This is a genomic window from Amycolatopsis nalaikhensis (assembly GCF_030264295.1).
GTDB lineage: Bacteria > Actinomycetota > Actinomycetes > Mycobacteriales > Pseudonocardiaceae > Amycolatopsis > Amycolatopsis nalaikhensis.
On the sequence record NZ_CP127173.1, the window covers coordinates 3,703,139 to 3,721,996 of the forward strand.

The 18,858-nt window shown below is 70.2% G+C and carries 23 protein-coding genes; 5 read left to right on the forward strand and 18 right to left on the reverse strand.

Annotated features, from left to right (window positions below; all coding sequences use genetic code 11):
• Positions 1-17 precede the first annotated feature (17 nt).
• Entirely contained in the window at positions 18-818 is an 801-nt protein-coding gene (locus QP939_RS18390) for a metallophosphoesterase family protein (RefSeq protein WP_285458007.1), read from the forward strand.
• Here QP939_RS18390 and QP939_RS18395 read toward each other — a convergent pair whose 3' ends face one another.
• From QP939_RS18395 to QP939_RS18450, 12 genes are all read right to left on the reverse strand, one after another.
• Positions 819-1,193, reverse strand: coding sequence for a YccF domain-containing protein (locus QP939_RS18395; protein ID WP_285458008.1), 375 nt, complete (start codon positions 1,191-1,193; stop codon positions 819-821).
• Positions 1,193-1,948 carry a PhzF family phenazine biosynthesis protein gene (locus tag QP939_RS18400; protein ID WP_285458009.1) on the reverse strand — a complete coding sequence of 252 codons (756 nt, stop codon included), beginning with the start codon at positions 1,946-1,948 and terminating at the stop codon, positions 1,193-1,195. The genes QP939_RS18395 and QP939_RS18400 overlap by 1 nt, the downstream gene beginning before the upstream one ends.
• 64 nt (positions 1,949-2,012) lie before the next feature.
• A complete protein-coding gene (locus QP939_RS18405) occupies positions 2,013-3,413 on the reverse strand; it encodes a hypothetical protein (protein ID WP_285458010.1) in 1,401 nt (466 codons plus the stop codon).
• 14 nt (positions 3,414-3,427) lie between these two features.
• Positions 3,428-4,000 (reverse strand): DUF3558 family protein, encoded by a 573-nt coding sequence (locus QP939_RS18410; RefSeq protein WP_285458012.1) that lies wholly within the window; start codon positions 3,998-4,000, stop codon positions 3,428-3,430.
• Positions 3,997-4,395: a hypothetical protein gene (locus QP939_RS18415; protein ID WP_285458013.1), complete on the reverse strand. Its 399-nt coding sequence runs from the start codon at positions 4,393-4,395 to the stop codon at positions 3,997-3,999. Before QP939_RS18415 ends, QP939_RS18410 begins: the two co-directional genes overlap by 4 nt.
• A 171-nt stretch (positions 4,396-4,566) precedes the next feature.
• Positions 4,567-5,256, reverse strand: a complete 690-nt coding sequence (locus tag QP939_RS18420; protein ID WP_285458014.1) for an ESX secretion-associated protein EspG — start codon at positions 5,254-5,256, stop codon at positions 4,567-4,569.
• Positions 5,257-5,289: 33 nt separating this feature from the next.
• On the reverse strand, positions 5,290-6,495 hold the full coding sequence (locus tag QP939_RS18425) for a hypothetical protein (RefSeq protein WP_285458015.1): 1,206 nt from the start codon (positions 6,493-6,495) through the stop codon (positions 5,290-5,292).
• Positions 6,492-6,929 (reverse strand): hypothetical protein, encoded by a 438-nt coding sequence (locus QP939_RS18430; protein ID WP_285458016.1) that lies wholly within the window; start codon positions 6,927-6,929, stop codon positions 6,492-6,494. The genes QP939_RS18425 and QP939_RS18430 overlap by 4 nt, the downstream gene beginning before the upstream one ends.
• Positions 6,926-7,501 carry a 4Fe-4S single cluster domain-containing protein gene (locus tag QP939_RS18435; protein WP_285458017.1) on the reverse strand — a complete coding sequence of 192 codons (576 nt, stop codon included), beginning with the start codon at positions 7,499-7,501 and terminating at the stop codon, positions 6,926-6,928. The genes QP939_RS18430 and QP939_RS18435 overlap by 4 nt, the downstream gene beginning before the upstream one ends.
• Positions 7,489-7,704 (reverse strand): DUF2997 domain-containing protein, encoded by a 216-nt coding sequence (locus QP939_RS18440; protein ID WP_285458018.1) that lies wholly within the window; start codon positions 7,702-7,704, stop codon positions 7,489-7,491. Before QP939_RS18440 ends, QP939_RS18435 begins: the two co-directional genes overlap by 13 nt.
• Entirely contained in the window at positions 7,701-9,329 is a 1,629-nt protein-coding gene (locus tag QP939_RS18445) for an AAA family ATPase (protein ID WP_285458019.1), read from the reverse strand. Before QP939_RS18445 ends, QP939_RS18440 begins: the two co-directional genes overlap by 4 nt.
• A gap of 47 nt (positions 9,330-9,376) precedes the next feature.
• The gene (locus QP939_RS18450; protein WP_285458020.1) at positions 9,377-10,282 is read right to left on the reverse strand and encodes an SMP-30/gluconolactonase/LRE family protein; all 906 of its coding nucleotides are present in this window, start codon (positions 10,280-10,282) and stop codon (positions 9,377-9,379) included.
• A gap of 84 nt (positions 10,283-10,366) precedes the next feature.
• Between QP939_RS18450 and QP939_RS18455 the strand changes: the two genes are divergently transcribed.
• The gene (locus QP939_RS18455; protein ID WP_285458021.1) at positions 10,367-12,025 is read left to right on the forward strand and encodes an AMP-binding protein; all 1,659 of its coding nucleotides are present in this window, start codon (positions 10,367-10,369) and stop codon (positions 12,023-12,025) included.
• Between the two features lie 132 nt (positions 12,026-12,157).
• A complete protein-coding gene (locus QP939_RS18460) occupies positions 12,158-12,547 on the forward strand; it encodes a hypothetical protein (protein ID WP_285458022.1) in 390 nt (129 codons plus the stop codon).
• Between the two features lie 58 nt (positions 12,548-12,605).
• On the opposite strand, the gene QP939_RS18465 is transcribed toward QP939_RS18460, so the two are convergent.
• Together QP939_RS18465 and QP939_RS18470 are read right to left on the reverse strand one after the other, a co-directional pair.
• Positions 12,606-13,574 (reverse strand): R2-like ligand-binding oxidase, encoded by a 969-nt coding sequence (locus QP939_RS18465; protein WP_285458023.1) that lies wholly within the window; start codon positions 13,572-13,574, stop codon positions 12,606-12,608.
• Entirely contained in the window at positions 13,571-14,170 is a 600-nt protein-coding gene (locus QP939_RS18470) for a TetR/AcrR family transcriptional regulator (protein WP_285458024.1), read from the reverse strand. The genes QP939_RS18465 and QP939_RS18470 overlap by 4 nt, the downstream gene beginning before the upstream one ends.
• 95 nt (positions 14,171-14,265) lie before the next feature.
• On the opposite strand from QP939_RS18470, the gene QP939_RS18475 reads away from it, so the two are divergent.
• Positions 14,266-14,883 carry an HAD family hydrolase gene (locus tag QP939_RS18475; protein ID WP_285458025.1) on the forward strand — a complete coding sequence of 206 codons (618 nt, stop codon included), beginning with the start codon at positions 14,266-14,268 and terminating at the stop codon, positions 14,881-14,883.
• On the opposite strand, the gene QP939_RS18480 is transcribed toward QP939_RS18475, so the two are convergent.
• Positions 14,880-15,116: a hypothetical protein gene (locus QP939_RS18480; protein ID WP_285458026.1), complete on the reverse strand. Its 237-nt coding sequence runs from the start codon at positions 15,114-15,116 to the stop codon at positions 14,880-14,882. The two genes, QP939_RS18475 and QP939_RS18480, sit on opposite strands and share 4 nt — an antisense overlap.
• 132 nt (positions 15,117-15,248) lie before the next feature.
• On the opposite strand from QP939_RS18480, the gene QP939_RS18485 reads away from it, so the two are divergent.
• On the forward strand, positions 15,249-15,635 hold the full coding sequence (locus QP939_RS18485; RefSeq protein WP_007033367.1) for a cold-shock protein: 387 nt from the start codon (positions 15,249-15,251) through the stop codon (positions 15,633-15,635).
• A gap of 8 nt (positions 15,636-15,643) precedes the next feature.
• Here the strand turns inward: QP939_RS18485 and QP939_RS18490 are convergent, their stop codons facing one another.
• From QP939_RS18490 to QP939_RS18500, 3 genes are read right to left on the reverse strand one after another with little or no spacing between them, the layout of a single operon-like run.
• Positions 15,644-16,120 (reverse strand): DUF2771 family protein, encoded by a 477-nt coding sequence (locus QP939_RS18490; protein WP_285458027.1) that lies wholly within the window; start codon positions 16,118-16,120, stop codon positions 15,644-15,646.
• A gap of 10 nt (positions 16,121-16,130) precedes the next feature.
• Complete coding sequence (locus QP939_RS18495; protein WP_285458028.1) at positions 16,131-18,044, reverse strand: MFS transporter; 1,914 nt, start codon at positions 18,042-18,044, stop codon at positions 16,131-16,133.
• Positions 18,045-18,093: 49 nt separating this feature from the next.
• Positions 18,094-18,855, reverse strand: a complete 762-nt coding sequence (locus QP939_RS18500; protein ID WP_285458029.1) for a glutaminyl-peptide cyclotransferase — start codon at positions 18,853-18,855, stop codon at positions 18,094-18,096.
• Positions 18,856-18,858: the final 3 nt, after the last annotated feature.

Genomic DNA, 18,858 nt, shown 5'->3' on the forward strand with positions numbered 1-18,858 from the left:
GGGCTTATCGTCACCGGATGAGCAAGTCGACGTACGTGGTCGGCGACGTCCACGGCCACCGGGACGAGCTGGTCGAAGCGCTGAGAGCCGAGGGCCTGGTCGACGACGAGGACAACTGGTCGGGGGGCGAAGACCAGCTGTGGTTCCTCGGCGACTTCGTCGACCGCGGCCCGGACGGCGTCGGCGCGATCGACCTGGTCATGCGGCTCGAAGCGCAGGCGGCCGAGGCCGGTGGCCAGGTCCAGACGCTGCTGGGCAACCACGAGATCCTCGCGCTGGGGATGTACCACTTTGGCGACGAGCCGGTGCCGTCCGACTTCGGGCCGCGCAGCTTCGCCCGCAGCTGGGAGATCAACGGCGGCCTGCTGTCGGACCAGGACCGGCTGACGCCGGAGCACATCGAGTGGCTGACGGCCCGTCCGCTGGCCGCGCTGGCCGACGACCACCTGCTGCTGCACTCGGACACGCTCGAGTACCTCGACTGGGGCTCCACGATCGAGGAGATCAACGAGACGGCCGGCGAGATCCTCGCGGGCTCCGACCTCGAGGCGTGGTGGGACGTCTGGCGCCGGATGACGACGCGCTACGCGTTCCGCGGCCCGGACGGCGAAGAGAACGCGCAGAAGCTGATGGACGTCCTCGGCGGGTCCCGGATCGTGCACGGCCACAGCGTCATCGCGGACCAGCTGGGCATCCACCCGACGCAGATCGAGGGCCCGTTCCTGTACGCGGGCGGCAAGGCGCTCGGCGTGGACGGCGGCCTGTTCGTCGGCGGGCCGTGCCTGGTGGTGCGGCTGCCGTACGAGCCGGAGTCGTGATCAGCCGATCTCGACGATCTCCTTGCCGAGCGGCATCAGCGAAACCGGGATCATCTTGAAGTTGGCGACGCCGAGCGGGATGCCGATGATGGTGAGGCACAGGGCGACGCCGGTGAAGACGTGCCCGAGCGCGAGCCAAAGCCCCGCGAAGACGAACCAGATGACGTTGCCGAGGCAGGAGGCGGCACCGGCGTCACGCCGGTCGACGACGGTGCGGCCGAAGGGCCACAGCGCGTAGCGCGCGATCCGGAACGACGCGAGCCCGAACGGGATCGTGACGATCAGGATGCAGCAGATGACGCCCGCGACCAGGTAGCCGAGGGCCATCCAGAAGCCGCAGAGCACGAGCCAGATGAGGTTCAGCAGGGTGCGCATCAGACGTGCAGCTCCCCGCTCACGACGGTGACGGCCTGGCCGGAAATCCGGACGCGGTCGCCGTCTTGGCGGGTCCGGACGATGCCGCCGCGCTTCGAGGCCTGCTCGCCGATGAGGTCGTCTCGCTTCAGCTGTGCGGACCAGTAAGGCGAGAGGATGCAGTGCGCGGAGCCGGTGACGGGGTCTTCGTCGATGCCGACGCCGGGCGCGAAGAAGCGGCTGATGTAGTCCGTTTCGTCGCCTTTCGCGGTGACGAGCAGCCGTCCGGTCCAGGTGGCCTTGAGCTTGGCGAGGTCGGGCTCGAGGGTGCGGACGGCCTCGGCGTCGGGGAGGACGGCGAAGAGGTTCTCGACGCCGCGCCCGGTGTACTCGATCTCGACACCGGGGAGGATTCCGGACAGGTCGTCGTCGGTGGGCTGCGGCGGGTCGGAGGGGAAGTCCAGCTCGACCCAGCCGTCTTGGGCGGTGGCCCGCAGCTCACCGCTCTTGGTGGTGTAGACCTGCGCACCGCCGAGAACGTGGGTGGCGGCGACGGTGGCGTGCCCGCAGAGGGCGACCTCGACCTCGGGGGTGAACCACCGGAGCGACTTGGGGCCGTCTTGCGTGGTGACGACGAAGGCGGTCTCGGCGTGCTTCATCTCGGCGGCGACGTCCTGCATCCAGGCGGCGTCGGCGGGCTCGTCCAGCAGGACGACCCCGGCGGAGTTCCCGGTGAAGGCCCGGTCGGTGAAGGCGTCGACGATGAAGAAGCGCATGCTCCCAATGTAGCCGCGACCTGGGCTTGAGCTGTTGATCTAGGGGAGATTTAGGGGTTTCCCCTTAGGACTCCCCGATGGTGGGCTTGACGATCTTTTCCCCGTCCGGCCCACGTTCCGGCTTGAGGTCGAAGACGTCCTCCTCGACGGCGTACTTGTTCTTGTGCTCTTTGTCGTCTTCCTTCTTTTTGCCAGCTCCGGCGGCGCCTGCTGCGCCGGGTGCTCCGGCTTTGCCCTTGGCTGCTGCGGCTGCTGTGGCTCCGCGTTCCAGGCGTTCTCCGGCCGCTTTTCCGCCGGTTTTGGCTCCGCCTTCCGGGCCTTCCTTCGGGCCTCCCGTGTAGCCGCCGCCGGATACGCGGGAGCCCGCGAAGCCGCTCCCCGCGCGTCCTACGCCGGACTTGCTGCGCGTTATGTCGCCGCCTGCTGATGTGCTGCCTGGGGTGCCCGTCATGGCCAGGCCGTCCGGGGTCATGCGGGGGAAGTTGGCTGCTGCTGGGGCGCCGCGGAAGTTCGTGTTGCCGGGGAAGTTGTTGATGCCGCCCGTGCCGCTCGTGACTCCTGGCTGGACGTAGGACGGGGGCGTTGTTCCGGGCGGGTTTACGCCGCCTCCGCCGGGGACGTACGTGCCGGTTGTGCCGCCGGGACCGGTGCCGCCGATGTTCGGGGTGCCGGTGAAGCCGGTCCCGCCGGTGGTTCCGGTGCCGTGGAAGCCGGAGACGGAGGTGGAATCCCCTTGCCCGAGTTGGGGTGGCGGCGCGTAGGTGGGCTGGGTGCTGGCGGTCTCGTGGTAGGTGCTGTCGAGACCTTGCAGGACCTGGACGGCTTGCTGGTGAGCCGCGTCGGCTTGTTGCTGCTTGGCCTGGATGTCGGCCATGGTCGTGCTCATGCCGATGAGGTTGCCGGACTCGTACTGCTGACGAGCCTTGTCCATCTCGGCTTGCTGGTTGAAGCCGGTGGGCTCGGGCATGTTGGTCTTGGCGTAATGGGCAGCGGCCGACTGCTGCGAGTAGTGATTGGACGCCAATTGCATGGCATTGCCGGTCGTTTCGGTGTGCCCGGCGGTGCTTTGGAAGAACGTGTTGGCCTGGTCAGCCGCCGGCCCCTGCCACGAGCCACCCGCCGCGGTGGCCGCGTCGCGGAATTGGTTCGACGCGTCGGCGAGCCAGTTGCCGTAGATGTTCGCCACCCTGCTGCGATCGTTCAGATCCTCGAGGTCCAGGTTCTGGTGGACCATGTCGTACAGGGCTTCGTGCGTTTGGTTGGCGTAGTTCTCGTCGGGCTCGGGTGCGCCCGTCCGCAGGGTTTGCCCTTCCTGCAGGAGCTTTCCTTGAGCAACTGAATAGTCGGATGCGGCCTTTTGGGTGAGCCGCTCCGCATCGGCACCGTGACCGTGGAGCTTCTGGGCGGTTTCCGCGTAGTAGTCACCCTCGGACTGGCGGTGCTGCGCCCGGTGCGGCTGACTCATGGCTGGACTCCGTATCAGTTGGTCTTCGGCAGCATGGGCTCGATCTTCGCTGCGAATCCTTCGACGAGCTTGCAGGCGTTGTTCGTGTCCGATCCCGAAGTCACGAGGACGAACGCGCGCGACATCGGCTTGACCTCCAGCCAGATGCCGCACTGCCCGGGCGACTGGCGAGGCTCACGGACCTCGACCGCCGCGCGGTCGTTCACGTTTCCCTCACTCGCCTGGCTCGGGTTGCTCACGTTGTTCTTGTAGCCCCGGCCGGTTTGCAGCGAGAGAGCGACATCCACGGGATTGACGTCGCCGGAGCGCGGTTTTGTGGTGGCGCAGCTTTCCTTCGCGTCGGCGGCGGTGGGAGCCGCGGCTGGAAACCCTTCACCGGTGAGCGCTTGGTCGAGGACCGTGCAGGGCTTCAGCGAGGCGAAGGGGTTGTTGGGATCACCGGCCGGAGCGGTCGTGCCCGGTGTACTGGCGGTGCTGTCGGTCGAACTCGGGTTGGCTTGACCGCCTACCTCGCTGGTGCAGGCGGATACGACCAACACCACACCGGCGATGGCGGTCAGAATGGCCGGAAAGCGTGAAGAGGTCACTGATCCTGCAGATTCTTGTTCAGTTCGGTGAATGCCACCGTGTGGGCGTTCTCTGTCTCGCGGTAGTTCTTCCGCGCGATGACCATGGCCTCACGCGCGTCTTCGACCCCCTGCTTCATGAGGAGGAGGTTCGGGATCAAGGCTTCCGGGTCACCGTTGATCGTCGTCGCGTTGAACTGAGCAACTTTTTCCGCGTAGCGGCTGCCTCCCATGCGAGCGGCGTCGGCGAGGATCTCGACTTCGCGGAGCATCTTGTCGTAGCCGTCGATGAAGAAGTCGCAGGCTTTGATGTACGCCTGGAAGCCCGCCTCGTTCACCGCGAACTGGCCGTTCTCGGCGAGGGACTTCAGGTTGCTCCCGCCGGTGCTGACCTGCTGGGCGGCCTTGCTGTCCACCGGGCCCTCGAGCAGCCCCGAGATGAAGTTCGCCCCGGCGTCACCGGCCGCGGGTGGGGGTGTGAACGACCCCGGCGCGCCGAACTGCGATCCGCCCATGACGCCCTCCCAGTCGTCTCGGCACCACCCTGCGTGGTCCCCTCGCACTGTACTAGTGACGAACGACCGGTGTCAGTGGTTCCGGCCACGGGCGTGGAGCCAGCTCCGCAGGTGAGAACCATCCGATGGGATGAATCGCACCCGCCGCTCGCCACCCGGCAATGCCTCGTTGAACATCAAAAACCGCCCGCCCTCGTTGTCCACGAAAGTGGCGGTTCCGACCGGTTGCAGCGACCCCCCGCGCACTGACAGCTCGAACGTCCCATACCGGTGCAACGGCCACCGCGAGAACTCGGCCGCCGCCTCGACGTCCGCCGGGGAGCCGGGCGCGACGAACGTCAGCTCCGACAACGGCACCGCGCGGTACGCCGGGAGCATCCCCACCACCAGGTCGACCAGGCGGTCGGGACGGGTTTGGGCGAACAGGATCCGCGAGCCCGACAGCTCCGAGAACACCCCCAGCCCGTGGCCGATCGCCGCTCGGTAGAACACCTGGCGGTCGCCCTCCGCCGCTCGGACGATGATCAGCACGTCCGGCTGCGTCCACGCCCTGAGTGTCTGCTCGACCTCGATGTCCAGCTTGTCCGGCCCCGCCAGGCCGCGCGCTCGCATCGACTCCCACGACTCCGCCGCGATGCGGTCGTGCTCGTCCAATGTCCGGCCGGGGCTGCGGATCTCGAAGGGGTGCCAGTTCGCCGGGAGCCCGGTACGCCGGACCGCCGTGTCGACCTCCGCCAGGTCCAGTGAGAATTCCTCCGGCACGTCCCCGAGCGTAGCGGACCCGCCACCGCGCGCTCAGATGTCGAGCTGCCGCACGCCCGTCTCGCGCAACGGGACCCGGCTCGCCGTCGCCTTTCCGCGCAGCCGCACTATCTCGTGCGGTTGCAGGCCGATCGCCACCCCGAACGCCTCCACGTCCGCGAACCCGCCTTGCCGCTGCCGCACCTCCAGCGCCTTCGCCACCTGCTCGGGTGATACCAGACGAGCCAGCTCCGGCCCCGAAGCGAAGTTGACGTCCACCAAAGGCGCGGGCGCGGCGGGCGGTGGGGCCAACGGCGCCACGTCGACCGGGGTGTACGCCTCGATCGTGTCGTTCTGTTTCAGGTCGCGGAACGGCAGCCCGATCGTGAACACCCGGTTGCCCGCGCTCGTCCGCACCGCCACCCCGTCGCGCGCCAGCGACAGGATCCGCACGTCCGGGGCCACCACCGTGCTCCGCTCGTTGAACGTCGTCCCCACCGGACGCAGCACCCGCGCGCGTCCGCCCACCGTGAACGCCGCGCTCTGCCCCTCCGGCACCTCCACCGCACCCACCACCGACCCGTTGCCCAGGTCGGTCACGCCGTGCACCACCGCCACGCCCTCGCGCCGCTCCAGGTGATCCGGAGAACGCTCGTGGAACGCCGTCAGCGCGTCGCCGGCCATCGGTGGCACGTCGCACTGGAAGCCCAGCAACACCGTGCCCGGCTGCCCGGCGGGCAGCTCCTCGAGCGGCCCCGGCCCGAACAACCCCAGCACCCGCATCGGTTCGCCGACCGGACGACCGCCGCGCGCCAACGCCACCAGCGCTCCGAAACGCAGCACTCCACTCTGCTGCCGCACCTGCACGTGGAACCCGGTCAGCTGGTCGTACCCCGGTGCCTGCACCACGGCCACGCCGTCCTGGCGGCTCAGGTCCGGCCCCACGGCGTCGTCCGTGTACAGCTCCAGCGCGTCGCCGTTGCCCAGGTCGCGCCGCCCGACCACGACGAACACGTCCTTCAGGAACCCCGCGTCCGTCACCGCTTCGACGTCGCTCGAGAAGAACTTCTTCCGCACCATGATCCCGAGGCGCAGGTTGTCCGCGAGGACGCGGTCGCCGCGCCGGAGCCGCGCGCGGGCGCCGCGGACCGCGCGCCCCGCGCTGACCTGCCCGCCCGGCAGCTCGCCGAGGCCGGGGAGGGTGACCGAGTCGTTGAGCGCCTTGCCGAACTCGATCAGCCCGACCCTGACCTCGGTCACGACGTGGCGGCCAGCGTGACGCTGATCGACTGGTCGGCGTTGACCCGCTCGGATTCGACGACCATCCCGGTGCGCGCCGCCCGCTCCTTGAGCCGGGCCAGCACCGACCGCTGCACTTCGGCCGCGTACGCCTCGTCGACCGACAGCACGAGGCGCGACGCCTCGGCCTCGGCCAGGCCGGGCCCGTCGACGTGCGCCAGCTGCACCCCGTCCGGGCCGTAGACGAACGTGATCCGGCGGCCTTCCCACGCCGCGACGACGGAGTTGCCGTCATCGGTCACCTGCGCCCGCAGCCCGGTGAGCGCGCGGGCCAGCAGGTCGCGGTGGCGCATCCGCGTCCGGACCGTGACGACGCCGGCCTGCGAGTGCGCGGCGATCGTCGCCGCGTCGAGCTGGGCCAGCGCCTCACTGCGGAGCTTGAGCGTGACACTCATCGACGTTCCCCTTCGAGCAGCGCTTCGAGTACTTCGGTGGTGGCGAACCCGTTCAGCTCGATCGCGCCGTCCGGGGCGATCCGCAGCTCGAGGCGGTTCGGGGTGGTGAAGATCGACTCGTCGTAGCGGTCGGTCAGGAAGTGGAACCGCTGGTTCGCCGACCCGACCCACGGTCGCGAAGGCTCCGGCTGGTCGACGAGGAACGGCCCGTCCACCAGCAGATCCGTCGACTCCAGCAGCTTCGACGGCGGCAGCTCCTCGCGCCGGAACCCGGTGAACGTCATCACCGAAAGCCCTTCGGCGCGCACGGCCGCGGCGAACTCGCCCAGCGGCGCCGCCTGGTCGAATGGCTCCCCGCCGAGCAGCGTGACGCCTTCGATGCCCTCGATCGCCAAGACCCGCGAAACCAGGTCCGGCCACGCCATCGCAGTCCCGCCGCGCGTCGTCCACGTCTGCGGGTTGAAACAGCCGGGGCAGCGGACCGAGCACCCCTGCGTCCACACCGCACACCGCAGCCCGGGGCCCTCCGCCGCGGTGACGTCGACGATCCGGTGGAGGTTCAGGAGTTCCATTGCGACTGCTGCTGTGACGCCGTGTTCTCGACCGAAGCCGACGTCCGCCGGTAGTCCTCGGTGAACTCCGACGACACCGTCTCCGCGCCGAGCAGGTCCTCCAGCAGCGGGATGTAGTCGAGGCACTTCGACCCGGTCACGCCGTGCGTTTCGGCGCTGATCGAGCCGTCCTTGGCGATGGTCACGGTCACCCGGTGCGTCATACGTCGATCGTCCTCCCACTCGGTGCCGACGGGGGCGGCGGCGCGACGGGTGCCGGGGCCTCGACGACGTCGCCGGTGGTGTCCGTCGCCGCGACGGCCCGCGTCTCCGCCCAGTTGCGGATCGCCAGGATTTCGTCGGCCTGGGTGACCGACAGCGGCACGGTCGACTTCACCGCGCGCACCAGGTCGTCCCGGCGCAGCGGCCGCTTCTCGGCGAACGCGTCCACCAGGCCGGACAGCACCGCCTGCTCGATTTCGGCGCCGCTGTAGCCCGCGCTGACGTCGGCCAGCTCGGCGAACAGCGCGTCGTCCATCCGCAGCTCGCTGGCCACGAACGCGTCGGTGACGCGCTTGGCCAGGTGGATCCGCCAGATCGCGGCGCGCTCCGGCGCCGAGGGCAGGTCGACGAAGAAGATCTCGTCGAACCGGCCCTTGCGCAGGAACTCCGGCGGCAGGGAGTCGACCTGGTTCGCGGTGGCCATCACGAACACCGGCGCCGTCTTCTCCTGCATCCACGAGAGGAACGTGCCGAACACGCGCCGCGCGGTGCCGCCGTCACCGCCGCCGCCCGCGCCCGCGAGGCCCTTCTCGATCTCGTCGACCCACAGCACGCACGGCGCGATGCCCTCCGCGGTGCGGATGACCGTGCGGATGTTCTTCTCGCTGGACCCGACCAGCCCGGCGAAGACGCGCCCGAGGTCCAGCCGCAGCAGCGGCAGCCGCCACATGTTCGCGACGCACACCGCGGACAGGCTCTTGCCGCAGCCGGGCACGCCGGTGAGCAGCAGGCCCTTCGGCGCCGCGAGGTTGTACGCCGACGCCGCGGGTGTCCACGTGCCGGTGCGCTTGGTGAGCCAGCGCTTGAGCCGGTCCAGGCCGCCGACGGCGTCGAAGCTCGTCTCCGCGGGAACGATGTCGAGCATCCCGGACCGGCGCACGGCCTGGCGCTTCTCGGCGAGGATCAGCTCCAGGTCGCTCGGATCCAGCCCGCCGCCCTCGACGAGCGCCCTGGCGAACGCGTTTTCGGCCTCCGGCAACGTCAGCCCGCGCGCGGCCGCGACGATCATGTCCCGGTCGTCGCGGTCGATGCTGATCCGGACGTTCTGCCGGTGCGCGGCGACCATGCTGTCCAGCAGCTCGCCGATCTGGCGCTGGTCGGGCAGCGGGAAGTCGACGACGGTGGCGTCGTGCTCCAGCTCCGGCGGCACGGGCAGCGACGGCGAAACGAGGATCAGGCTGAGCGGCACCGGACGCGTCTTGAACGCGGCGGCGAGCTCCCGCAGCCGCCGGACGACGTCGGGGTCCGGCCGGTGCCCGCCTTCGGAGACCAGCGACGGGTGCAGGTCGACGAAGACGAACACGGCGGGCTCGCCCCAGCTGTAGACGCGCTCGAGCGCGGCGGCCGCGGCGCGGGTTTCGTTGATGGGCGGGCCACCCGCGGGGGCCAGGCCGGTGGTCGACGACCACACGTAGACGCGGCGCGGCGTGCGCAGCCGCTGCTGGTCCTCCGCGACCGCGCGGATCTCGCGCAGGACCCGCTGCTCCTCGTGCGTCTCGACGACCAGCAGCGGGTAGCGCGCCTGCAGCAGCTGGGTCAGCTCGTCGCGAAACCCCTGGCCTGCCATCGATCGCCCCCTGGAAGTCGGTCCGGACCCTACCAGCGCGCGGCCGCTCACGCGTCCACGACGAGGACCTCGTAGGTCGGGCTGGTGGGCGGGTAACCGCTGAAGATGTGGGAGTTGACGACGGCGAGCTTGCCGCCGACCTTCGCCGCCGAGACGGGCTGGTCGAACAGCGGGTCGGTGATCGTGCCGTCAGCCGTGCCGTGGCTCAGGCCGCCGTCGAGGCGCCAGCGGCTGATCGTGTCGTCGAGCTGGACCGCCCAGAGCCGCCGTCCTTCGAGCACGAGGCTGACGACGCTGGGCGCGTTGACCCCCGCGATCTCCGCGCTGACGCCGGTGACCGGGTTGATCTTGTACACCTTGCCGGGCGTCGTGGCGGCCACGAGCAGGGTGTCACCCGCCGGTGTGGCGATGATGTCGTTCAGGAAGAAGTCCCCGGGGGAGCCGCCCGCGCCCGGGCCGCTCAGCGGCAGCGTGCGCGGGGTGCCGAGCACACCGGCGAAAACCGGCACGAAGAACAGCTGCGGGTGGTAGGAGTCGGTGAACCAGGCGCCGTACGGCGTCACCACGACGTCGTTGACGTAGGACGTCTCCGGGTCGCCGACGGTGAAGTCCGCGACCTTCGCCTTGGTGCGCACGTTGTAGACGTAGGCCTTGCCGCCGTTGCCGCCCGCGACGAACAGCAGGTCGTGGCGCCGGTCCAGGTCCACCCCGGCCGCCATCGCCCCGCGCGGGGCCTCGATGAAGCGCTCGGCGGTGCCGCGCTTGAGGTCCTCGCGGAAGATCGTCCCGGCGACGAGGTCGCCGGTGTAGTAGCTGCCGCCGCCGGCCGGGGTGATCCCTTCGGCGGACGTGGCGCCGGGGAGCACGATCACCCGCGTCGCCGCCGACGCCGGGGCGGCGACCGCCAGCACGAGCAGCAGGGTCGCGGACAGCAGAGCCAGGATTCTTCGCATCGGGTCCCTCCCAGTCGTTCCCTCGCGAGAGCATCCTGCCACTCCTAGACTCGGCGGCAGTCATCGTCGACTTCAGGAGGCACCATGCCTGACGCGCCCGCCTTGCCGAGTTACGCCTCGGGGGTTTCCGAGGTTCCGCTGCTCGGGGACACGATCGGCGACAACTTCGACCGCACGGTCGCCGCCTTCCCGGAACGGGACGCGCTCGTCGAACACACCACAGGCCGCCGGTGGACGTACCGCGAGCTGGCGGCGGAGGTGAACGCGCTGGCGTTGGGGTTGGTGGCGCGGGGGATCGGCAAGGGTGACCGGGTGGGGATCTGGTCGCCGAACCGGGCGGAGTGGACGTTCCTGCAGTACGCGACGGCGAAGATCGGCGCGATCCTGGTGAACATCAACCCCGCCTATCGGTCGCATGAGCTGGAGTATGTGCTGAATCAGGCCGGGATCCGGTTGCTGGTGGCCTCGGATGCGTTCAAGACGTCCGACTATCCCGCGATGGTCGAGGAGGTCCGCGACAAATGCGCCGCCCTCGAACATGTCGTGATTCTGGGCGGGGAGGACTGGCAGTCCTTGATGGACGCCGGATGGCAGGGCGACCCGGCGCGGCTGGCGCACCTGCAGGCCGGGTTGTCGGCCGATGACCCGATCAACATCCAATACACCTCCGGGACCACAGGCTTCCCGAAGGGTGCGACGCTGTCGCATCACAACATTTTGAACAACGGGTTTTTCGTCGGCGAGCTGTGTGGCTACACCGAGTACGACAAGGTGTGCATCCCGGTGCCGTTTTATCACTGTTTCGGGATGGTGATGGGGAATCTGGCGTGCACGAGTCACGGGTCGTGCATGGTGATCCCGGCCCCGGCGTTCGACCCCCGCGCGACCCTCGAAGCGGTGTCGGCGGAGCAGTGCACGTCGCTCTACGGCGTGCCGACGATGTTCATCGCGGAGCTGAACCACCCGGACTTCGCCAGCTTTGAGTTGTCGTCGTTGCGGACGGGGATCATGGCGGGGTCGCCGTGTCCGGTGGAGGTGATGAAGCAGGTCATCGACCGGATGGGCATGGCCGAGGTGTCCATTTGTTACGGGATGACGGAGACGTCGCCGGTGTCGACGCAGACGCGGGCGGATGATTCGATCGAGCGGCGGGTGTCGACGGTGGGGCGGGTCGGGCCGCATCTGGAGGTCAAGGTCGTCGATCCGGAGACGGGGTTGACGGTGCCGCGTGGGGAGCCGGGGGAGCTGTGCACGCGGGGATACTCCGTGATGCTGGGGTATTGGGAGCAGCCGGACAAGACCGCGGAGGCGATCGACGCCGCCCGCTGGATGCACACCGGGGATCTGGCCGTCATGGACGGCGACGGGTACCTCAACATCACGGGGCGGATCAAGGACATGGTGATCCGGGGTGGGGAGAATCTGTATCCGCGGGAGATCGAGGAGTTCCTCTACACCCATCCGGACATTCTGGACGCGCAGGTGATCGGGGTGCCGGATGAGAAGTACGGCGAGGAGTTGATGGCCTGGGTCCGGATGCGTGAGGGTGCGGCGCCGTTGACGGCGGAGGCGGTGCGGGAGTTCTGCGAGGGCAAGCTGGCCCGCTACAAGATCCCCCGCTACGTGCACGTGGTCGAGGAGTTCCCGATGACGGTGACCGGGAAGGTCCGCAAGGTCGAGATGCGCGAGAAGTCCATCAGCCTCCTCGGCCTCGAGAAGGCCGCCGCCGCGAAACACGCCTGAACGTCCGGCGGTGGGGTGGACCACAGCGATCCCCACGCATGATCCCCGCGACGCCGGGGCAACCGGGCTCCGGGACGGTGAGAGCGTCCCGGACCGGAAACCCCATGCAGTCGACCAAAAAGGGGATGTTTCATGCGTACGATCCGCCGCGCCATGGCCGCCGGGGCACTGGCGCTGCCGCTGACGCTGGGCGCCGCCGGGATCGCTTCGGCGGACAGCTTCGGCAGCACCGAGGTCCAGGCGGGCCCGGACGGCGCAGCGACGCACTCGGTGCGAACCGGCACGCACGACGGCGGGAGTGGCTTCCACGAGGTGTCCACGGCCGCGACCCCGGACGGCGCGGCCGTCAGCGGCACCACCGCGACGGCCGACCAGCACGGCGACACCCAATACCGCCAGCAGGCGGCCAGCGCCACGGAGGACGGCGTGGCCACGCAGGACACGTCAGCCACGAGCGACACCCACGCCGACATCCCCGGCGAGGGTGTCCTGAGCGGCACGCTGGACGCGATCGCCCCCTGACCAGCGAGGGGCACCTTCATGGCGTCAAATGCCATGAAGGTGCCCTTCATGGCATTCCTCAGCCGACCGCTGCGGCCGCTTCCGCGATCGCCTTCGCGTCTTCCTCGCCGAACGTCTCCTCCAGGTGCTCCGGCGAGTAGTCCAGGTCGATCTGCTCCACCGGCATCCCGCGCGCCGACTCGATCGCGCCCAGCCGCCGCTGCGCCCGGTCCGCCGCGTACTGGATGATCTCCTGCGGGTCGTTGTCGAACGGCAGCTCCTCGAACTGGTCCTGCACCCACTGGATCATGTTGAGCGCGTGCGGCAGCAGCTCGCCCATCCGCTGCTGGACCGCGTCCCACAGCGAGTCGTCCGCGGCGACGTGACGGCGGCACGTGAACGTGCCCCACGCCATGTGGCGGCGCTCGTCGTCGCCGATGCGGCGGACCAGTTCCTGCATGCCCGGCAGGATGTCGTGCTGGGTGCAGATCAGCTGCCACGAGTAGTACCCGGTCAGGGCGAGGCTGCCCTCGATCACGTGGTTGTACGTCACGCTCGCGCGGATCTGGTTGAGGGGACTGGGATCGTCCTCCAGCGCCCGCAGCGACTGCGGCAGCTCTTCGTAGAACAGCTTGCGGTAGTGCGGGTTCTCGGCGACGTACGGGTGGAGGTCCTCGGTCAGCCCGACGGCGTCCATCCAGCGCCGGAACACCTCCGTGTGCTTGGCTTCCTCGAAGCAGAACTGCGTCAGGTACATCTCGTCGCCGAACCGGCCGGTCGCCGACATCGCGCGCATGAACGGCTGGATGTCCTCGGTCACCGCCTCTTCGCCCGCGATGAACTGCGCCACCAGGTACGTCGTCGAACGCTGCTGCTCCGGGTTGAGCGTGTCCCAGCCTTCGCGTTCGCGGCTGAAGTCGATGTCGGCCGGGTTCCAGAACTTCTTGTTGCCCTTGACGAACAGCCGCAGCGGGAACGAGTCCCAGTTCAGCCCGCCCTTGCGCAGCGAGGAAAAGCCGGTCCGCAGTTCGGGCAGCGTGTCGGTCATCGTGTCACTCCATTGTGGACGAATTGGCGGATGGCGGGGGCCAGCACGGCGGTGACGGCGTCGGCCGCCTCCGCCGCCGAGTGCGTCGGGAGCACCAGGTGCGACAGCGAAAGCCGCACCACCGTCTCCGCGAGCAGCGCGGCGGCCTCGGCCGACAGGCCCGGCTCGAACTCCCGGTACTGCTCGGCGGCGAGGTCCGCGGCCGCGGTGAGGATCGGTTCGCCACGGCTCGTGAGCAGTGGCAGCAGGTCCTCGCCCGCTTCGGTGCCGAGCGCCGCCGCGACCAGGCGGTTCTCCCGCGCGTGCTCGATCGTGTAGACGACGGCGTGGTGGATGCCGCTCAGCAGCCCGTCCGCCGTTTCGAACCGCCGCCGGATCCCGTCGAGGAACTCCGCCGCGGTGCGCAGCGCCACCGCCTGGGTCAGCGCCGCCTTGTTGCCGAACTCGTTGTAGACCGTCTGCCTGCTCACGCCGGCCCTGGCCGCGACGTCCGCCATCCGCAGCCCGGCGTGGCCGCGGTCCGGCAGCAGGTCGGCGGCGGCGTCGAGCAGGGCTTCCCGCAGGGACGCCTTCGTCCGGTCGGTGAAGCTGGTCACACCCTCACCTTGACACAGATCACTCCGCTGTCAAGACGCTGTACATGATCGGCTGACGTGTAAATCTGTCGGTGGTGGCCAGTACCGTGTGGACCGTGGGCATCACCGTGGGGTTCGACCTCGACATGACACTGATCGACGCGCGGCCGGGCATGGCCGCGGCGATGAACGCGCTCGGCGTCGAATCCGGCCTGCCGCTGGACGGCGAGGCGTTCGCGGCCAACCTCGGCCCGCCCCTCGACGACATCCTGCGCGGCTTCGAAGCGCCGGAGGAGCGCATCCCGGGGCTCGTCGACCGCTTCCGCGCGATGTACCCCGAGGTGGTCGTGCCGAGCACGGTCGCGCTGCCGGGCGCGGTCGAGTCGCTCCGGGCGGTCCACGCCGCCGGCGGGCGCACGCTCGTCGTCACGGGCAAGTACGGGCCCAACGCGCAGCTGCACGTCGACGCGCTCGGCCTGGAGGTCGACGAAGTCGTCGGCGAGCTGTGGTCGACGCAGAAGGCGGAGGCGCTCCTGGCGCACGACGCGCGCGTGTATGTCGGAGATCACGCGGGTGACATCCGGGGCGCGCTGGCCGCCGGTGCGATCGCGGTCGGCGTCACGACCGGGCCGTGCGACCGCACCCTCCTGCTGAGCGAGGGCGCGGAGGTGGTGTTCGAGTCGCTGACGGAGTTCCCGGACTGGTTCGAGAAGACGTTCGCGACCGTCGGCTAGTTCTTGGCGCGCGCTTCCCGGACCAGCGCGATCAGGCCCAGCAGCAGCCCGAGCGGGGTGATCACGCCGGCGCCGACCGACAGCCAGATCGGCAGGTTCTCCAGGCCCGCGGCGAACATGATGAACACCGCGAGCACGGCGAGCATGCCGATGCCGAACAAGCCGATGCCGACGCGCATCAGGAACGGTTTGCCGGTGGCGGCCACGGCGGCCTCCTTCGTCGCCTCAGTCATGAAGCAGAGGGTATCCGCCGGTATCGACTTCTCCCCAGGGCCTGTGGCGAGATACCCTTTACCCAGCGCGCCCTGGGTACGCCCCCGGGCGCGTTCGTCGTGAGCGGGACAGCAGAAGGATTGGTGAGGGAAGTGCCGACCGGCAAGGTCAAGTGGTACGACGCGGAGAAGGGGTTCGGGTTCGTCACGCAGGACGGTGGCGCCGACGTCTACATCCGCAAGGCCGCGCTGCCGCAGGGGGTCGAGGGGCTCAAAGCCGGTCAGCGGCTCGAGTTCGGCGTCGCCGACGGCCGCCGCGGTCCGCAAGCGCTCTCCGTCCGGCTGCTCGACCCGCCGCCGTCCGTCGCCGAGGCGCGCCGCCGCCCGGCCGAGGAGCTGCACGGCCTGATCGAGGACATGATCAAGCTGCTGGAGCTGAAGGTGCAGCCGGACCTGCGGCGCAACCGCTACCCGGACCGCAAGCACACCAAGCAGATCGCCGAGATCATGCGCGCGGTCGCCCGGGACCTCGATCCCTAAAGAGGCGCTCAGGCCTCCAGCCGGAGGCCCCAGACGTCGCTGGGCAGCAGGCCCGACTCGCCGGTGCTCGCGTTGAGCACGGCCGTGTACTTCTGCACGTCCACCGCGGAAATGCGGTCGGCGGGCGTCGGCGGCGTGACCGTGTACGCGTAGCGGTCCAGCGACGTGAACGGGATCGGGTCGCTCTGCTTGTACTCGCCCTGCGGCGTCACGTACTCGTAGACGATCTGCCACGGCGCGTCGGCGACCTCGCCGGGCACCGAGATCTGCACCGGCTTGCCGGGGCGCACCTTCAACGTCTCCGTCGAGCCCGCCGCGCTGCACGGCTGCGCGAGCTGGCGCGAGTAGTCGCACGTGAGCACCGGCGTGGTGCGGATCGTGTGGCCGTCGGCGTAGAACGTGACCTCGGCCGGGCCGGGCGCCGAGCAGCCGGCCACCGCGAACCCACCGGCCGCAAGCAGGGCCACCACCCGGGAACGTCGCATGCGCCGGAGCCTACCGGCGGGCCGTCGGGTCCCCGGGCAGGCCCTGGGCCGGGAAGCTGCCGGTCGGCTCGGGCCGCAGCGGCCGGTCGCCGCCGAGGCCGGGCACGAGCGAGCCGCCGCGGCGCACCAGGTACGTCTGGGTCAGCCCGACCGCCAGCAGGACCGTGATCACCAGGAAGCCGATCCAGTACGTCGGCGGCAGCAGCAGGCCGACCGCTCCGCCGAAGCACCAGGCCAGCTGCAGCACGGTTTCCGAGCGGCCGAACGCCGACGCGCGCGACTCCTCGGGCAGGTCTTCCTGGATGACGGCGTCGAGGCTGATCTTCGCCAGCGCGCTGGCCGTCGCGCCGATCAAGCCGACGATCGCGGCCGTGGCCAGTCCGGGCAGCAGCGTCGCGACGAGCGCGGCGAGCACGCAGCCCGCGACGCACCCGACGATCACCTGGTCCGGGGTGCCGAAGTGCAGCCGCGAGCCCAGCGCGTTGCCGAGGAACCCGCCCGCGCCAGCCGCGGCACCGATCACGCCGAGCAGCAGCAGCTGCATGAACGGCGTCTGGCCGCTGCCTTCGGTCTGGGCCTTCACGGCGAACGCGGCGAACATCATGAGGAAGCCGGTCAGCACGCGCACCGAACCGTTGCCCCACAGCGCGACGACGATGTGGCGGCCCAGCGGCTGCCGCCGTTTCTTCTCGGTGGGGTGGGCCGAAAGCGACGTCGGCACCTCGCCCTCGGTCGCCTCGACCCAGGCCGGGATCCGCATCGACTGCACGGCGGCGGCGACGCAGATCAGCGCCGTGAACCACAGAGCGCCCGCTGAGCCGGTGATGGCGTTGACGCCGCTGGCCAGCGCGCCGAACACGCCCGCGGCGACCAGGCCGAACGTGGTCAGCCGCGCGTTCGTCTTGGAGAGCGTGATCTCCGACGGCAGCACGCGTGGCGTCACGGCGGCCTTGAGCACGGTGAACGACTTCGAGAGCACCATCATCCCGAGCGCGGCGGGGTAGAGCAGCCAGTCGTCGAAGTGCAGCGCCATCACGACGGCCATCAGCCCCTGGCCGATCGACGACGCGCACATCGCGAGCCGCCGACCGCGCTGCACCTTGTCGAGCGCGGGCCCGATCACCGGCGCGACCAGCGCGAACGGCGCGATCGTGATGAGCAGGTAGAGCGCCACCTTGCCCTTGCTCTCGCCGCTGGTCGCGGCGAAGAAGAGAGTGTTGGCCAGCGCGATCGCCATCGCCGCGTCGCTGGCGTAGTTCAGCATCACGGCGTAGGTCAGCGAGGTGAGGCCGGACTTCTCGGCGCCGTCGGCCTTCGTCGCGCGCTGGAAGGCGCCGACGGCCTGGCCGGTCAGCTGGCGGCTGCGCATCGCCGCCACCCGCGTGACGGTGATCTTCTTCGGCAGCTTCGGCGTGCCGCCCGGGGTCTGCGGGGGCTGCTGCCGCGGCGCCGGTTCCGGCTCGGGCGGACGCGGTTCGCCCGCGTAGCCGCCGGTGTCGTAGTGCTCGTACTCGCCGCTGCCGGGACTGCGTTCGCCCTGGTAGAAGCCGCCGGGCTCGCGGCGGACGGGCTCGGTGCGGTGCGGGTCGTGCGGCGGGTAGGGCCGGGCCCCGCGCGGCGGCGGGGGCGACGGCTGGTGTCCCATCGGCGCGGCGGCGGTCGGCGCTTCGTTCGCGTTCGGCACGCCGTAATACCCGCCACGCGGCGGGGTGGGCCGGGGCGGCGGCGGGACGGGCCGTTCGACGCGGGTGGGCGGCGGCGCACTGCGGTGCTCGACGCGGGTGTGCTGCGACGGCGCGACGGCATCCCGCCAGGGCTTGGCCTGCGCCGCACCCGGCTCCGGCGTCCAGCGGCGCTTCGACTTCCGGCCGCGCCCCTGCGAGCGCGAGCCGTCGGAGCCGGAGCGGGAGCCGAAGAGTGCCACGTCTCAATCCTGCCTTACCGGGGGTCGGTCCCGCCTGCTCATCCGTGCTTTAGCGGGTCTTCGGGACGAACCTCACCCGGAACGTGACCGGCCACTCCTTCCCGGTGAGCAGGAATTCATCGGTGCCGGGGACGGCGGCGATCCCGTTGAGCACGGCCTCGGGATCGGTGGTGTTCACCTGGGCACGCAGCTGACCTGCGTCGATGGTGGCGGTGACGTGCCCGCTGGCGGCGTCGATCCGCAGGATGGTGTCGGTGTGCCAAACGTTTGCGTAGACGTCACCGCCGACGCACTCGAGCTCGTTCAGCTGGTCGTACCCGACGTCAACGCTCCCGGTGACGGCGAAGGTCTTCGGGTCGCGGAAAGTCAGCCGCGACGAGCCGTCGCTCATCACGAGCCGCCCGTCGGCCTGGTGGCAGAGGCCCCAGCCTTCGCCCTGGAAGGGGACTCGCCGCAGCTCGGCGAGGGTTTGTGAGTCGCGTTCGATGGCGACGCCGTCCTGCCAGGTGAGCTGCCAGAGCGTCGGCCCGAGCACGGTGACGCCCTCGCCGAAGAGCGGCGACGGCAGCGTGGCTTTCGTGTGGGGCGGCCCGCCGGCCGGGCCCGCCGTGAGCGTCGAGCGTCCGGCGAGGCCGGTGCTCTCGTAGAGGGTGTCGCCGGAGAACTCGAGGCCTTCGGTGAAGGCGGCGGAATCGTGCGGCAGGGTGCCGACGACCTGGACGGTGAGCGGTCCGGGGTCGGGCGCGGGCGCACCGGCGCACCCACCGAGGGCGGCGGCCAGCAGCAGGGTGGTGAGGATGGGTGTGCGCACGTT

What these genes read in the sequence shown, in the direction of transcription:
- QP939_RS18405 (WP_285458010.1), bottom strand. Translation starts at nt 3,413, where the DNA reads ATGAGTCAGCCGCACCGGGCGCAGCACCGCCAGTCCGAGGGTGACTAC.
- QP939_RS18430 (WP_285458016.1), bottom strand. Translation starts at nt 6,929, where the DNA reads ATGAGTGTCACGCTCAAGCTCCGCAGTGAGGCGCTGGCCCAGCTCGAC.
- QP939_RS18490 (WP_285458027.1), bottom strand. Translation starts at nt 16,120, where the DNA reads ATGCGACGTTCCCGGGTGGTGGCCCTGCTTGCGGCCGGTGGGTTCGCG.
- QP939_RS18465 (WP_285458023.1), bottom strand. Translation starts at nt 13,574, where the DNA reads ATGACCGACACGCTGCCCGAACTGCGGACCGGCTTTTCCTCGCTGCGC.
- QP939_RS18455 (WP_285458021.1), top strand. Translation starts at nt 10,367, where the DNA reads ATGCCTGACGCGCCCGCCTTGCCGAGTTACGCCTCGGGGGTTTCCGAG.
- QP939_RS18445 (WP_285458019.1), bottom strand. Translation starts at nt 9,329, where the DNA reads ATGGCAGGCCAGGGGTTTCGCGACGAGCTGACCCAGCTGCTGCAGGCG.
- QP939_RS18440 (WP_285458018.1), bottom strand. Translation starts at nt 7,704, where the DNA reads ATGACGCACCGGGTGACCGTGACCATCGCCAAGGACGGCTCGATCAGC.
- QP939_RS18400 (WP_285458009.1), bottom strand. Translation starts at nt 1,948, where the DNA reads ATGCGCTTCTTCATCGTCGACGCCTTCACCGACCGGGCCTTCACCGGG.
- QP939_RS18460 (WP_285458022.1), top strand. Translation starts at nt 12,158, where the DNA reads ATGCGTACGATCCGCCGCGCCATGGCCGCCGGGGCACTGGCGCTGCCG.
- QP939_RS18450 (WP_285458020.1), bottom strand. Translation starts at nt 10,282, where the DNA reads ATGCGAAGAATCCTGGCTCTGCTGTCCGCGACCCTGCTGCTCGTGCTG.
- QP939_RS18480 (WP_285458026.1), bottom strand. Translation starts at nt 15,116, where the DNA reads ATGACTGAGGCGACGAAGGAGGCCGCCGTGGCCGCCACCGGCAAACCG.
- QP939_RS18390 (WP_285458007.1), top strand. Translation starts at nt 18, where the DNA reads ATGAGCAAGTCGACGTACGTGGTCGGCGACGTCCACGGCCACCGGGAC.
- QP939_RS18435 (WP_285458017.1), bottom strand. Translation starts at nt 7,501, where the DNA reads ATGGAACTCCTGAACCTCCACCGGATCGTCGACGTCACCGCGGCGGAG.
- QP939_RS18395 (WP_285458008.1), bottom strand. Translation starts at nt 1,193, where the DNA reads ATGCGCACCCTGCTGAACCTCATCTGGCTCGTGCTCTGCGGCTTCTGG.